The following is a 14087-nucleotide window of genomic DNA, read 5'->3' on the forward strand; positions in this document are numbered from 1 at the left end:
GATGACTGGCTCTGTCAAGCCCTCTCAACGTGCTGGGTCGGCAGGAGCGACAGGGATTTTCAGCACGAATCGCGCGCCCTTCTCCGAATCCTCGATGGTCAGCAACCCGCCGTGGCGCTCGGCGATCTCCCGGGCGATCGCCAGGCCGAGTCCCGTACCTCCCATGTCCTTGCTGCGGGCGGCATCCAACCGGGTGAAGCGCTGGAAGACGAATTCCCGCTGGTCGGGGGAGATGCCGGGGCCGTCGTCGTTCACCTCGAGCACCGCCTCCTCGCCCTTGCGGCGGACCGAGATCGCCACGGTGGAGTCGGCGTGCCGCGCGGCGTTGTCCAGGAGGTTGGTGAGCAGGCGGCCGAGCTGGAGCCGGTCTCCGTCGACGATCGCCTCGGGCCCGAGGTCTGTCACGACGCGTGCTTTGGGGGCACGGCGTTCGAGCTCGGTCATGACCAGCTCGCGCAGGTCCACGCGGTCGCCGTCGCACTGCGCGCCGGCGTCGAGCCGGGCCAGCACCAGCAGGTCGACCACGATCGCCTCCAGCCGGTCGAGGCTGGCCAGCAGGGCCTGCGCCATGGCGGTCCAGTCCGCCTCGTCCGGGTGCAGCATGGCCGCTTCCAGCTGGGTGCGGATGGCGGTGATGGGACTGCGCAGGTCGTGCGAGGCGTCGGAGGCGAAGCGCCGCTGCTGCTCGACCGCCGCCTCCAGCCGCTCCAGGGTGAGGTTCGCGGTCTCGGCCAGCTTCCGGATCTCGTCGTGGTGGTCGGGCACGGGCACCCGGCGGCCGAGGTCGGTCGAGGTGATCTCGGCCAGCTCGGCGACGATGTCGTCGACGGGGTCGAGGGTCTTGCTGACCGTACGGTAGGCGCCGATCGCCGTGGCGCTGATCAGCAGCGCGGACCCGACGAGGAGGGCGATGACGACCGAGCGATCGATGTACCAGGGGACGACGAGATCGGCGCCGTAGACGATCCAGTCGCCGCCGGCCCCGGCGACCCGTATGGCCACGACGATCATGCACGCGTTCGCGAAGCTCGGCACGGTGCAGATGACCCGGTCCTTGATCAGATTGTCATCCGGTGGGGCGAAGGAGGCCATGCGTGGTTCGCTGAGCATCCGCAGGTTCGCCGCGACGAGCTCACCGTGGGCGTTCACCACCTGGAGAGCGGCGATTCCATGGTCGGGGAGCAGGGAAGGGAGCTGGTTGCGCGAGATGTGCCGGGCCACGTGCAGCTCGGCCTGGAGGATCGTGTCGGTCCGGTCGTCCATGGCGCGTTCGTGGGCGCCCACCAGGATGAACACGCAGACGACCAGGCACAACGCCGCCATGACGGCACCGGCCAGCAGCGTCATCCGAGTCCGTACGGACAACTCGTGCCGCAAGGTCACCATGTCTCTCCGTCCGCCTGACGATCACGCGCCAGGAGCGGGTCCGGAGGCAACCGCTCCTGGTTCGCCCGACTCGATCAGGTGTGCCGCGCGTGCAGCATCGGTTTCAGCGCCACCAGCGCGCCGACGACGAAGATCACGGTGGCCAGGTAGATGAGCCCGAGGTGGCCGATAGTGGCGAAATGGTACGGGTAGTGCGCGGGCAGGGCGATGATCAAGGCCAGCACCGGGACCACGATCGCCGTCACGTACGCCCACCAGAGCCCGTGCCTGACCCCGAACCAGGCGAGTGCCGCGGTGGCCAGCCCGGTCGAGGCGATGAAGCCCGACAGCGCGATGTGCAGGTGCGCGATGTACCTGAACAGATCGGGACTGAACGACTGGACCTGGGCCCGGCTGACATCGACCTCGTGCGGACCGATGCCGAGCTCCAGGAACCCGCCGGTGAAGTTGCGGATGAAGAAGATCACCGCGTAACCCATGAATGCCAGGCCGGCCAGTGCCATGAGCGCTGCGCCGAGCCGCAGGGCGCCGGACGCCGCGTCTGTCGCCGGGTGATGAGCGATGGTCGCCATGGCCGCCCCCTTTCCGGAAATCGTCGCCAAGGGGGAGCACGGAATGAACACCCCCATTGTCCCACCTGCACGGGAACGCGCATGGCCACTCCCTGGGGGGCGGGGTTGTGCCGATTATTGGCCATCTCATGGCCGGTGGTTCGGCAAGAGGAAACCGCTGCAATACATACCTCGTTGCTACGCTATGACATGACTTGATTACGTTGCGTAGCTATGGGAGTTAGTGTGAAGGTCGCCTGCGTCGGCGGCGGGCCCGCCAGCCTGTACTTCTCGATTCTGATGAAGCGGGTGGACCCGTCCCACGACATCACTGTCTATGAGCGGAACCCGGCCGGGTCGACGTATGGCTGGGGCGTGACATATATCTACGACCTGCTCAACAATCTCCACGGTGTCGATCCCGAGTCGGCACGCGCCATCAGCGAGAGCTCGGTCCGCTGGGACGGCTGGATCATGCACGTCCACGACCGCGCGACGGTGACCGTGGACCATGGGGACGAGGGCTTCGGCATCGGCCGGCACCGGCTGCTCGACATCTTCTCCGAGCGGGCCCGCTCCCTCGGCGTGCGCATCGAGTACGAGCGTGAGATCGCCGAAGAGGAGGAGCTGGCCGACGCCGACCTCATCGTCGCCGGCGACGGGGTCAACAGCGTGCTGCGTGAACGCCACGCCGACCACTTCGGCACCCAGGTCGCGGTCGGGCGGAACGTCTATATCTGGCTGGGCACCACCAAGATCTTCGAATCCTTCACCTTCGCCTTCGTGGAGACCGACCACGGCTGGATCTGGTACTACGGCTACGGATTCGGCAAGGAGCACAGCACCTGCGTCATCGAGTGCTCCCCCGAGACCTGGCGGGGGCTCGGGCTCGACCAGGCGACCGAGGCCGACGGCCTGGCCCTCCTGGAGAAGCTCTTCGCCGACATCCTGGACGGGCACCCCCTGATCGGCCGGGCGCACCCCGACGGCCGGGCGCACTGGCTGAACTTCCGCACCCTGACCAACCGGACGTGGCACCACGGCAACCTCGTCCTGCTCGGGGACGCCGCGCACACCACGCACTACTCCATCGGCGCGGGCACCGCCCTCGCGCTGGGGGACGCCGCCTTCCTGGTCAACGCGCTGCACGAGGAGACGCTGCTCGAACCGGCCCTCGCCCGTTACGAGCGGGAACGCCGGGCCGTGATCCGGCCGACGCAGCGGGCGGCCCGCTACAGCGCCCGGTGGTACGAGAGCCTCCCGCGCTACATCGACCTGCCGCCTTGGCAGCTGTTCGCGCTGCTCGGCCAGCGGCAGTCGGTGCTGCTCCCGCGCGTGCCGCCGCGGCTGTACTACCGGCTGGACCAGGTGGCTGGGAAGCTCGGGCTGGCGCGCGGGTCCAAGCACTGACTCCGCCCTGGGGTTGCTTCTGTACCTACTAGTATGTACGGTCAGTGTCGTGGACACGAGGGAACGGCTGATCGAGAGCACCCGGGAACTGCTGTGGGAGTGCGGATACGTAGGCACCTCGCCGAAGGCGATCCAGCGGCGATCCGGCGCCGGCCAGGGCAGCATGTACCACCACTTCCGCGGGAAGTCCGACCTGGCGCTGGCCGCGATCACCCGGAGCGCCGAGGAGTTGCGTGATCGCGCGGAGGCGGAGCTCGGCGGCTCGGGGACGCCGCTCCAGCGGGTCGCCACCTACCTGCGCCGGGAGCGGGAGGCGCTCCGGGGCTGCCCGGTCGGCCGGCTCACCCAGGACTCGGACGTCATGGCCGAGCCCACGTTGCGCCGCCCGATCGAGGAGACCTTCGCCTGGCTGCGCGACCGGCTGGCCGGGGTTCTCACGGAGGCACGGGCGGCCGGCGAGCTGGCCACGGCGCTCGACCCGGCGGCCACCGCCACCGCGCTCGTCGCGGTGCTGCAGGGCGCGTATGTGCTGGCCCGCGCGGCCGGCGACGCGGACGTCTACGCGCAGGCCGTGGACGGCGCGCTCGGCCTGCTCGCTGCCCACTGAACCGGATCGTTGAAAGGAAGAAGTAATGCCATTTGTTCGCATTGATGCGGTTCGTGCAGACGAGAAGCGGCTGGCGGCCCTGGGCCGGGCCGTGCACGATGCCCTGGTCGAGGCCATCGGCATCCCGCCGGACGACAGGTTCCAGGTGATCACCGGCCACGACGGAACGCGGCGGATCATCAGCTACGACGAGGACTACCTCGGCATCCACCGGGACGACGACCTCGTGTTCGTGGCCATTACGATGCGCTCCGGGCGCACCGCGGAGCAGAAGCAGGCCCTCTACCGCAGGATCGCCGAGCTCGCCCAGGACTACGCGGGCACCGAGCCACGCAACCTCTTCGTCACGGTCACCGAGAACGAGCCGATCGACTGGTCGTTCGGCGACGGCGTGGCCCAGTATGCGGTGGCCGCTCCGGGATCTCCGCGGCCGTCCTGGGCCGGGGCGGCCGCCGAGGCTCCGTGATCTCGGCCAGCAGGCTGTCCCAGTGGGCGCCGATCTCCCGCGGGTCGTAGGCCTTGGCGGTGCGCTTCGCGGTGGCGCCGAACTTGCGGCGCAGGTCCTCATTGTCGATGAGCTCACAGATCGTCTCGGCGAAGGCGCCGACGTCGCCCGGCTTGACCAGGCGGCCGTCGAGACCGTCGGTGATGACCTCGGCCGGACCGGTGGGGCAGTCGAAGGCGACGGCGGGCAGGCCCTTGCTCATCGCCTCGATCAACGCCATCGGCATCCCCTCGGAGCGTGAGCTGAGCAGGAACATCCCCGCCTTCGACAGCTCCTCTCCGACCTGATCGGTACGCCCCATGAGGAAGGCGCGTCCGTCCAGCCCCGACTCCTCGATCTGGGTCTTCAGCCGCTCGCGCCACGGCCCCGACCCGTAGATGCGCAGCGTCCACTCCGGATGCCGCTCGCCGACCAGCCGCCAGGCCGCCAGGAGCAGGTCGAAGCCCTTGACCCGATCCAGCCGCCCCACCGCGACGGCGGTCGTGCCGTCCAGCGAGGCGTCGCCACCGCCGAGGGGCGGCAGGGCGTTGGGGATGCAGGCCAGATGGACCTCGGGCACCGCCCTGGCGTAGCGGTCCAGGTCGGCGCGGGTCAGCGTGACCAGCGCGTCCAGCTTGCCGTACCGGCGCTTGATGACCTTGCGCAGCTCGGGCTTGTGCGCGGCCAGGTTGCGGTGCTCCTGGCCGATGGTGATGACCCCGGGCGGTGCGAAAGCGGCGGCGAACAGGTTGAGGCTCGGCCTCGTGGTGATCAGCACCCCGCCGCGCAGCGAGCGCAGGTGGCGCAGCAGCACCAGGTCGGTCAGCAGCGAGCAGCGCCGGTAGGAGGGCTCGGTCGACGGGACCAGCACGCTGGGCAGCCGCGACAGCCATCTGCGCAGCCTGCCTTTGTCGCGGGTACGGTCATCGAGGACCGAGATCCGCACCCCTGAGGGGAGCGGGAAGAACGGCTGGTTCCGCTCGCGGATCAGGCTGACGATCTCGACCTCGCGCTCGTGCGCCAGGTATCCGGCGAGGTTGAGCACCGTACGGATGGTGCCGCCCATGCCGTACGCGTGGAACAGCAGGATGCGCACCGTGCCGGCGTCGGGTGCGGGTGTGGTGCGCGCCCGCCGCAGGTCCGCCAGCCGGAGCAGCCACAAGGCCGTCCACCGTACCCAGCGTGCCCCCGACCCCAGCAGCCAATTCCGCGATCTCTCGTACATCCCAGCCGCCCCCTACCTGGATGATCGTCACGAGAAGGACATCTCCGAACCCCCCTACCTTTCTACTACATAGTTAGTAGTAGTTGAAGGGGATGAATCGCCCAGGTACTAGAGCTACTCTGCTACACAAGCTGTAAGTAGAGAGTGAGCGCTCATGACCTCACCATCGCGCCAACGCCGGGACCGGGGCGGCCTGGAGAGTGAGGTGCTGGCGATCCTGGCCGGCACCCCTGGCCCGCTGACCCCCGGCGAGGTGGCCCAGCGGCTGACACCTCCGCCGGCCTACACCACGGTCATGACCGTGCTCAGCCGCCTGCACGACAAGGGCGCCGTCAGCCGGATCCGCAGTGGCCGCGCCTACGCCTACTCCTTCCAGCGCGACGAGGCCGCCCGGCGGGCGGCGCAGATGCGCAACCTGCTCGGCGAGGGCCAGGACCGGGCCCGGGTGCTGGCCCAGTTCGTCGGGGAGTTGTCCGAGCAGGACGAGGCGCTGCTGCAGCGGCTCCTGCGCGAGAGCGGCGGCACCTGACATGCGCGTCGACGTCTACCTGCCGCTGCTCATCTCGCTGCTGCTCGGCGTGGTCGCCCCGCCGCTGGCGCGCTGGCTGCCACCGTCGACCGCCGGCCGTGCCCTGGTCGCCGCGGCGCTGGTGTCGGCGGTCAGCACCGCGTACGCGCTCGCGCTGCTCACCTGGACCCTGCTGGCCCAGATCCGGTTGGTGGCGTGGCTCGGCGGTTGGTCCCTGCAGTCCTGGGACGACGCCGATCCCGTGCCCACCCCGGTCGCCGTGGGCGCGGCGCTCGCTCTCGGCGTCGCCGCGATCCGGCTGGTCCGTACGATCCTGCGGCATCGGCGGGCCATGGCCGAGGTCCGCCGCGTCGCCGACGATCTGGACGGCGGGCCGGGCGACCTGGTCGTGATCGACGAGGTCCGCCCCGAGGCGTTCGCCCTGCCCGCCCGGGGTGGCGGGCGGGTGGTGGTCTCCACCGGCATGCTGAACGCCCTGGGCACGGACGAGCGACGCGTCCTGCTGGCCCACGAGAACGCCCATCTGGCCCACCGCCACCACCGGTGCCGGGCGCTCGCCGAGGCGGCCGCCGCGGTCAACCCGCTGCTGTATCGCCTTCCCCAGGCCGTCGGCTACGCCACCGAACGCTGGGCCGACGAAGAAGCCGCGAGCGCCGTCGGCGACCGCGCGCTCGCCGCCCGGGCGCTGGCCCGCGCCGCCCTCGCCGCACTGGCCGCGTCGTCTTCTCCCGCGGCTCCGGCGATGGGTTACCACTCGTCAGATGTCCCCGAGCGCGTACGCTCCCTGCTCAGTCCCCGGCCACGACGCCGGCCCGTGCTCCTGGCCGTGCTCGCCGCCCTGGCCGCGCTGACGCTGTGGGCGCCGCTGGACGCCAACCAGGACGCCGAGTCGCTGCTGGTGCACAGCGGGGCCCCCATCTTCCTGCTCTGCGCGCCCCACTGCCCGGCCTGAAGTTGCGTCGGGGGGAGAGGGGCGATGGGAGAAGCGCCCACTGCCCTGCCTGAAGCTTGTGTCAGGGACGCTGGGAGAAGCGGTCGACCAGGATGGCCAGCCGCCGGTCGTGGGCCTCGCGGGGGAGTCTGCCGCCGCGCATGAGCGTCACCAGCCCGTGCAGGCCGCTCCAGAAGGTTTCGGTGAGCAGGCCGAGGTCGTCGTCGCCGACCTGTGGTTCCAGCGCCTGGCTCAGCTCGCCGAAGGCCGCCTGCAGGGGGGCCGGCGCCTCGGGGGTGGCGAAGGGCAGGTCGACGGCCAGGCTGAAGATCACGTCGTACAGTGCGGGCCGCCGTTCGGCGAAGTCCGCGTAGGCGGCGCCGACGGCGGCGAGGGCCTGCCGGGGGTCGTCCGTCGAGGTACGGGCCGCGTGCAGGTCGACGGCCAGGTCGGCGCAGCCCTCCACCGCCACCGCCGCCATGATGGCGTCCTTGCCCTTGAAGTGGCTGTAGAGCACCGGCTGGCTGTATTCGACCTGTTCGGCCAGGCGGCGCGTGGTCACCGCCTCCCAGCCCTCGGCCTCGGCCAGCGTCCGGGCCGCTGTGATGATCAACCGTTCCCGCTCCGCCCGCTCGCGCTCCCGGCGCGCCTGAATCGACATGCCGACAACTCTAGCACCGCTAGCGCTCCTGTCGATGCTCTGAAACCGGGCGGCGGTGCACGTCGCCGCCCCGGAGGCGCGGCTATTTGGTGGGAACGGCCGTGGTGGGAGTGGGAATGTCCGTGGTGCAGCGCAGTGGGGCGTCCGTACGCACCAGGCCGAACATGCCCCCCAGCTTGCTCCCCGACTCGGGCTTGTAGTCAGGAGTCCGCAGGCTGATGAGCACCTTGGTCCCCGCAGGCATGGCCGACGGCGTGATGATGAACGTCGGCTCTCCGTCGGGCCGCCGCGGCCCCTCCTTCCAGACGTCGTCGAACCCCGGCACGTCCACCGGCGAGTCGCAGAACTCGTTGATCTTGATCAGCGCGGGGACACCGGCCTCGGCCAGGGTCCGCTCCAGGACCTCCGGATCCTGGGTCTGCCGCTTGGTCATGCTGACGGTGACCGTGCCGTCGGCGTTGCTGTCGACCGAGAAGGCGGCCAGCCGCACGTGCACGGAACCGCCCACGACCGGGGGCGCGTTCACGCTGGGACCACCGGTCGCCAGTGTCAGCGCCAGCGCCGACACCAGGGCGGTCCCCGTGGCCAGCCCTGTGACCTTGAGCCGTCGGCGCGACCGCCCCGCGGCCACGATGTCGCCTACCGGGGTGTTCATCCGTACTCCGGGCATCGAGTCCTTGAGCGCGTCCAGTACGTCTTGGTCGTTCATAGCTCACCCTCCTGGCTGTTGGCTGTGGCGAGGTCGCCGCGCAAGGTCGCGATGGCGCGCGACAGATGGGCGGTGACGGTTCCCGGAGCGATTCCGAGCGTCTTGGCGGTGGACTCGGTGTCCAGATCGAGGAAGACGCGTAACGCGATCACTTCCCGCTGCCGTCGCGGTAACCGCCGCAGCATGGCCAGCAGCGCGGGGTCCACGCCGGCTGCGGCGGTCGCCGGTTCCGCGGCGTCGTGACCGGTGAGGGCGACCTCGTGCCGCCGTCGCCGCCACCAGGAGATCCGGGTGTTCAGCGCCGTACGGACGATCCAGGCGCGGGGCGCCGGATGGCGGCGAACCTTCCGCCAGGACGTCCACGCCCGCGCGAACGCCTCGGCGACCAGGTCTTCCGCCAGTTGCGGGCGGTCCCCGGTGGCGGCGAGCACGGCCCGCAGGCACGCGTCCCGGCTCTCCTGGTAGAACTCCTCGAACTCCCGTTGTTCCACATTCCCTATACGCGCCAGGACGCGGCGACGCTTACATGAGCAGGTGCCGGAGGTCGTTCGCCTCCGGCACCGTGTTGGGGGTGGTCAGGCGATGGTGCAGGTCGTCCCGCCCAGGGTGAAGGAGGTGGGTTTGCCGGTGTTACCGGTGTGGGTGGCCTGGAAGCCGAAGTTGGTGGAGGCTCCGGGCGCGATGGTGGCGTTGTAGCTGACGTTCCTGGCCGTGACCTGACCGCTGGAGGGGGAGACGGTGGCGTTCCAGGCGGAGGTGACCGTCTGCCCGCCGGGGAGGGTGAAGACCAGGGACCAGGTGTTGATCGGGGACGCGCTGGTGTTGGTGATGGTGACGGATGCGGTGAATCCGGTGTTCCAGCTGTTCATGGTGTAGGTGACGCCGCAGGGTCCGCCCGGCGTCGGCGTGGGAGTTGGAGTGGGGGTCGGCGAAGGGCCGGTGGACCCGCCGTCCAGTCCGAAGAACGCGATGACCCCGGCGGCCATGCCGCCCTGCGGAAGGCTGTGCCCGATGCCTTGGATGCTGACGCCCTCGACGGCGACGGTGGTGCCGGTGCCGCCGTAGCGGGTCCGGGTCCAGGACGCCTGCGGGTGGTCGGTGAAGGTGGGGGTCTGACTGAGCCCGTGGACGTCGGTCCACTGCTTGATCTCTTCCTGGAAGTTCGGGTAGCGGAGCGTGGCGTCCTCGGTGCCGTGCCACAGTTGCATGCGCGGACGCGCCCCGGTGTAGCCGGGGAAGGCGCCGCGTACGAGGTCGCCCCACTGCTGCGGGGTCTTGATGATGGTGCCGTTGGCGCAGGCGCTGTTCCAGCTGGAGCCGTCGGTGGTGGCGAAGCAGCCGAACGGCACGCCCATGAACGCCGCCCCGGCCTTGAAGACGTCGGGATAGTCGCCCAGCAGCACGTTCGTCATCATGCCGCCCGAGGACGCGCCGGTCACGTAGACCCGGGAGGCGTCGCCGTTGTTGTGCTGCTCGACGTACTTGACCATGGACACGATCCCCACCGGGTCGCTGCCGCCGTCGTGCTTGAGCGCCTGGGGCGAGGAGACGTCGAAGCAGGACCCGCTCCTGGTGGCGGAGGGGTAGATGACGATGAATCCGTACCGGTCCGCCAGCGAGGCGAACTCGGTGCCGGAGTAGAAGGCCGGGCCGGAGCCCGTGCAGTAGTGCACGGCCACCAGGATCGGCGGCCGGGCCGCGACGTTGTTCGGTACGTACAGGTGCATGCGCAGGCCGCTGGGGTTGGTGCCGAAGTTGGTCACCTCGGTGAGCGAGGCCGGGGAGGCCGGTGGAGCCATGGTCAGCCACGCGATGACGAACATCGCGGCGGCGATCAAGGTGCCGAGCACTCTGGTGGTCATCCTCATCCGCTGCCCCTCTCTCGATGTGACCCCGAAACATTCGGAGTATTCTTAAAAACTTTTCGAGAGACAAGGAACCACGTGGGCCGCCATATTCGACACGCGGTGACCTGGGGAATCTGCTCAACCTAGGTCTGAATTCTTGAAACTTTCGGAAATCACCTGGCCAGGCTGGTACGTAGGTGTGCGCGTACAGCGGGGGTCAGCACCTGGCCGGCCCGTTCCACCATGAGCGTCATGTGGTACGCCACGAGCGCCATGTCGCAGTCAGGCGCGACGAGTACGGCCAGGCAGGAGCCGTCGCTGATCGACATCGTCAGCAGCAGCCCCCGCTGCATCTCCACCACGGCCTGGGTGACGGTACCGGCCTCGAAGACCCGGGCCGCTCCCAGCGTCAGGCTCACCAGCCCCGCGGCGATCGTGGCCAGCTGCTCGGCCCGGTCGGCGGGAAAGGCCGCCGAGACCGCGAGGGGCAGTCCATCGGATGAGACGACGATCGCGTGGGCGACGCCTGGGACGGTGCTGACGAATTCGGTGATCAGCCAGTCGAGCCCATGCCCCACGTAAGTCAGGTCGTTCATGCACCCTGTTCCCTGTTCATGGGGCCGGTAGAAGGGGCCCTGCCCGTACTGATGTCCTCGCGCGCGGCCCGGAGTCCCTTCTGGAAACTCGCCAGGCGGTTGCGCGCCCGATCGGGTGAGATCGGGGGCGCCGGCGGGACGTTCTTCGGCGCGGTGGATGTGTCGGCCGAACCCGGCACTAGGTTCGCCTTAGGCACCCGTTTGGGCAGCCCGGCGGCCGTCGCGCCGTCACGTACCGGCTCGACCGCGGCCGCCGCGGCGTGCCAGCCGGCATCCGCCTGGGCGGAGCTCCAGTTCGCGCCGCTGTCACTGTGCTCGAACCAGGCCGACTCCACCGAGGCGAAGATCGGCAGGTACTCGTTACCCGCAGAGGCCGGCTTCACGGTCGGGATCGGGCCGGTGACGGCCGACTCGGTCTCGGGGAAGTCGTATCTGGCCCGCTCCGGGCCGTCCATCCGGTCGCCGCGGCTCCTGTTCGGCGGCTGGTCGCCAGTGGGCCATTTCGGCAGGCCGTTGTCGCCGGACCAGCCGACCGGCGTTCTCGACGGCGTCCAGATGTCGCCGGTGTCGTAGGAGCCGTAGCTCGCGCGCGGCTCGGCAGGCCGGCCGGTCTCGGCAGGCCGCGGGGGCGTCGAGGGCCAAGCGCTTGCTGAGACCGGCGGGATGGAGGGATACGACGGGTGCCCCGGACCCATCTGATAGGTGGCCGCCGGCAACGGCGGCGGCGTCGGGTAAGCCTCCTCGCGGCCTCCGCCGGGCATGCCGGCGTAGGCGGGCGTCGGCGCGCCCAGCAGCGCCTCTGGCATCAGCACCATGGCGGTCAGACCGCCGGAGCCGTGCAGGCGCAACTGCACGCGGATGCCGTGCCGGTGCGCCAGCCGGGCGACCACGAACAGGCCCATGCGGCGCGACACCGAGACGTCCACGATGGGCGCGTCGATGAGGCGGTCGTTGGCCGCGGCCAGCTCGTCCTGGGTCATGCCGATGCCGGAGTCGGTGATCGACAGCATCACGCCGCCGCCGTCGATCCGGCTGCCGGAGACCGTCACGCGGGTCTCGTTTGGCGAGAACGACAGCGCGTTCTCCACCAGCTCGGCCAGCAGGTGGATGACGTCGTTGACGGCCTGACCCGCGATGGACACGCCGTCGGGCACCTGCAGGACGACCCGCTCGTAGTTCTCGACCTCCGACAGCGTGGCGCGGGCCACGTCGATCAGCTTGACCGGCTGGCTCCAGCGGCGCGGCGGGTCCTGACCGGCGAGGACCAGCAGGTTCTCGCTGTTACGGCGCATGCGGGTGGCCAGGTGGTCGAGCTTGAACAGGTTCGCCAACCGGCTCTCGTCCTGCTCGCCCTGCTCCAGCCCGTCGATGAGGGTGATCTGCCGCTCGACCAGCGTCTGGCTGCGACGCGAGAGGTTGACGAACATCGCGTTGACGTTGCTACGGAGCTTGGACTCCTCGCCCGCCAGCCGGACGGCTTCCCGGTGCACTTCGTCGAAGGCCCGCGCCACCTCCCCGATCTCGTCCGTCGACGAGACGGCGATCGGCGGCACCTGTACATCGTCCGCGCTGACCTCGCTGGTGCGGAGCTGCCGCACGAGCTCGGGCAGCGTCTGGCCGGCGACCTTGAGCGCGTCTCCGCGCAACCGCCTGAGCGGCCGGACGAGCGAGCGGGCCATGACGGCGGTGACGGCGAGGACCAGGATGATCAGGGTGATGACGAGGGCGATGTTGAGCCCGGCCACGTACTGGTCATTGCCCTGGACGTCGGCGCTGATGGTGGCGACCTGCTGCGACATCGCCTTCTGCACGGTGTGCGCGCTGTCCACGGTGTCGCTGATGGACTCGACCCAGCGGGCGACGTCGTCGCTCGTCGAGGTGTCGAGCCGCCGCAGGGACAGGCCCGTGTTGGTGAGGAACACGGCCCTGTTCATGTAGAACTCGCCCCGACCGACCTTTACGCTGGCGACCGTGTTGTCGAAGAACTGCCGCTGGGCGACGGTGGCCACGGTGCGGAACGAGGTGCGTTCGCTCTCACGCCTGGAGCGGGCATCGAGGAACGCCTTGTACTCGGGTTCTTCGAACGACCCCCTGACCAGCGCGATCATCAGCAGGCCCCGCAGTTTGGAGGTCTCCTCCTCATAGCGGGCCATGGCTCGCAGGGCCGCGGTCGTGGAGATGAGCTGCTCGTCTGTCGAGCCCTGTGTGACCTCGTCGTAGAGCTGCAGCATCTCGGTGATGGCCTCGGAATACTTCTCCATCGTCGGGAGCGGCGGCAGCTGCGTGCCGGCCACGGTGGCGCGCAGCGAGGCGAGCTGGGTCAGCCTGGTGCGGATGGTGGCCAGCTTCTTGCGGCCGAGATCGGACAGCGAGTCCTCGGCCGTCGCGGCGGCCGAGGTCGTGCGCACCACGCTGGCGTTCACGATGCCCTGCTGGGCCGCGAGCCGCTCCTTCTCGGCCGATGCCCTGTTGGAGGCGACGAACTGCGCCGAGAGGTCACGTTCGAGGGCCATCTCGCGGGACAGCTCGCCGAGTTGCGCGACGAGGGAACTCACGTTGCTGATGTGCTGATACTGCTGGGCGCTGCTGATCGAGGTGGTGACGCGTAGCCCGCCCAGTATCACTGCCACCAGGGTCGGAATGGCAATCAGAGAAATGAGGCGGGTCCGCACCCGCCAATTGCTCAGGGCAATTGCGCTGCCGCGGGCGGGCACCGGCTCGGCTGACTTCGAATTCGCTACTGAATGTCCCGGCAGAGCGGGGGCCCCGACGCGACCGTGTTTGGTCGTCGTTGTCCTCACTGGTGGCAACCTCTCGCGTGGCCTGCTGCAGGGAATTGGTCACACTGCCGAGTGATTGCAGGCAAGTTGGCGGCCAATTGGATCACGAAGTCGAGAGGTTAGCCAACTCCTCGGAAATTGCAACCGATCCAACGCGATAATTTTTTCTGTTGATGTTTCAAGCAGATTTTATATTACAACACATGTATCCGAAAAATCATGTCAATCCGGGCAGATGATCATCAACAGCACTCTAGGTACATAGAGCCTCCATCGCCCACATAGATTGTTTTTCATTGAAAAATCTGTATATACGTGGCATAGCGCTTCAGGTTTGATCTTCCCTCCGCTACGCTTCACGCTCGGTGTCG

The 14087-nt window shown here is 69.1% G+C and carries 14 protein-coding genes; 5 read left to right on the forward strand and 9 right to left on the reverse strand.

Going from position 1 to position 14087, the window contains the following annotated elements:
- Positions 1-24: 24 nt before the first annotated feature.
- Complete coding sequence (locus AB0B61_RS00585) at positions 25-1386, reverse strand: ATP-binding protein (RefSeq protein ID WP_358425733.1); 1362 nt, start codon at positions 1384-1386, stop codon at positions 25-27.
- 74 nt (positions 1387-1460) lie between these two features.
- Positions 1461-1958: a hypothetical protein gene (locus AB0B61_RS00590; protein ID WP_358425736.1), complete on the reverse strand. Its 498-nt coding sequence runs from the start codon at positions 1956-1958 to the stop codon at positions 1461-1463.
- A 213-nt stretch (positions 1959-2171) separates the two neighbouring features.
- On the opposite strand from AB0B61_RS00590, the gene AB0B61_RS00595 reads away from it, so the two are divergent.
- Genes AB0B61_RS00595 through AB0B61_RS00605 form a run of 3 tightly spaced genes read left to right on the forward strand, consistent with a single transcriptional unit; the run spans position 2172 to position 4420 of the window.
- Positions 2172-3347 (forward strand): FAD-dependent monooxygenase, encoded by a 1176-nt coding sequence (locus AB0B61_RS00595; protein WP_358425739.1) that lies wholly within the window; start codon positions 2172-2174, stop codon positions 3345-3347.
- A 49-nt stretch (positions 3348-3396) separates the two neighbouring features.
- A complete protein-coding gene (locus AB0B61_RS00600; RefSeq protein WP_358425742.1) occupies positions 3397-3954 on the forward strand; it encodes a TetR/AcrR family transcriptional regulator in 558 nt (185 codons plus the stop codon).
- A 25-nt stretch (positions 3955-3979) separates the two neighbouring features.
- Entirely contained in the window at positions 3980-4420 is a 441-nt protein-coding gene (locus tag AB0B61_RS00605; RefSeq protein WP_358425745.1) for a tautomerase family protein, read from the forward strand.
- Here the strand turns inward: AB0B61_RS00605 and AB0B61_RS00610 are convergent.
- Positions 4305-5663: a glycosyltransferase family 4 protein gene (locus tag AB0B61_RS00610; protein ID WP_358425748.1), complete on the reverse strand. Its 1359-nt coding sequence runs from the start codon at positions 5661-5663 to the stop codon at positions 4305-4307. The two genes, AB0B61_RS00605 and AB0B61_RS00610, sit on opposite strands and share 116 nt — an antisense overlap.
- A gap of 154 nt (positions 5664-5817) precedes the next feature.
- Here AB0B61_RS00610 and AB0B61_RS00615 point away from each other — a divergent pair, with 154 nt between their 5' ends.
- Together AB0B61_RS00615 and AB0B61_RS00620 are read left to right on the forward strand one after the other, a co-directional pair.
- A complete protein-coding gene (locus AB0B61_RS00615; protein ID WP_358425751.1) occupies positions 5818-6192 on the forward strand; it encodes a BlaI/MecI/CopY family transcriptional regulator in 375 nt (124 codons plus the stop codon).
- Between the two features lies 1 nt (position 6193).
- Positions 6194-7144 carry a M56 family metallopeptidase gene (locus AB0B61_RS00620; RefSeq protein ID WP_358425754.1) on the forward strand — a complete coding sequence of 317 codons (951 nt, stop codon included), beginning with the start codon at positions 6194-6196 and terminating at the stop codon, positions 7142-7144.
- Between the two features lie 61 nt (positions 7145-7205).
- Here the strand turns inward: AB0B61_RS00620 and AB0B61_RS00625 are convergent, their stop codons facing one another.
- From AB0B61_RS00625 to AB0B61_RS00650, 6 genes are all read right to left on the reverse strand, one after another.
- On the reverse strand, positions 7206-7784 hold the full coding sequence (locus AB0B61_RS00625) for a TetR/AcrR family transcriptional regulator (protein ID WP_358425757.1): 579 nt from the start codon (positions 7782-7784) through the stop codon (positions 7206-7208).
- A gap of 82 nt (positions 7785-7866) precedes the next feature.
- A complete protein-coding gene (locus tag AB0B61_RS00630) occupies positions 7867-8493 on the reverse strand; it encodes a hypothetical protein (RefSeq protein ID WP_358425760.1) in 627 nt (208 codons plus the stop codon).
- Complete coding sequence (locus AB0B61_RS00635) at positions 8490-8984, reverse strand: sigma-70 family RNA polymerase sigma factor (protein ID WP_358425762.1); 495 nt, start codon at positions 8982-8984, stop codon at positions 8490-8492. The genes AB0B61_RS00630 and AB0B61_RS00635 overlap by 4 nt, the downstream gene beginning before the upstream one ends.
- Before the next feature lie 84 nt (positions 8985-9068).
- Positions 9069-10361: a PHB depolymerase family esterase gene (locus tag AB0B61_RS00640; protein WP_358425765.1), complete on the reverse strand. Its 1293-nt coding sequence runs from the start codon at positions 10359-10361 to the stop codon at positions 9069-9071.
- Positions 10362-10513: 152 nt separating this feature from the next.
- Entirely contained in the window at positions 10514-10936 is a 423-nt protein-coding gene (locus AB0B61_RS00645) for a roadblock/LC7 domain-containing protein (RefSeq protein ID WP_358425768.1), read from the reverse strand.
- Entirely contained in the window at positions 10933-13566 is a 2634-nt protein-coding gene (locus tag AB0B61_RS00650; RefSeq protein ID WP_358425771.1) for a nitrate- and nitrite sensing domain-containing protein, read from the reverse strand. The genes AB0B61_RS00645 and AB0B61_RS00650 overlap by 4 nt, the downstream gene beginning before the upstream one ends.
- Positions 13567-14087: the final 521 nt, after the last annotated feature.

Source organism: Nonomuraea sp. NPDC049158, from assembly GCF_040648335.1.
Lineage (GTDB): Bacteria > Actinomycetota > Actinomycetes > Streptosporangiales > Streptosporangiaceae > Nonomuraea.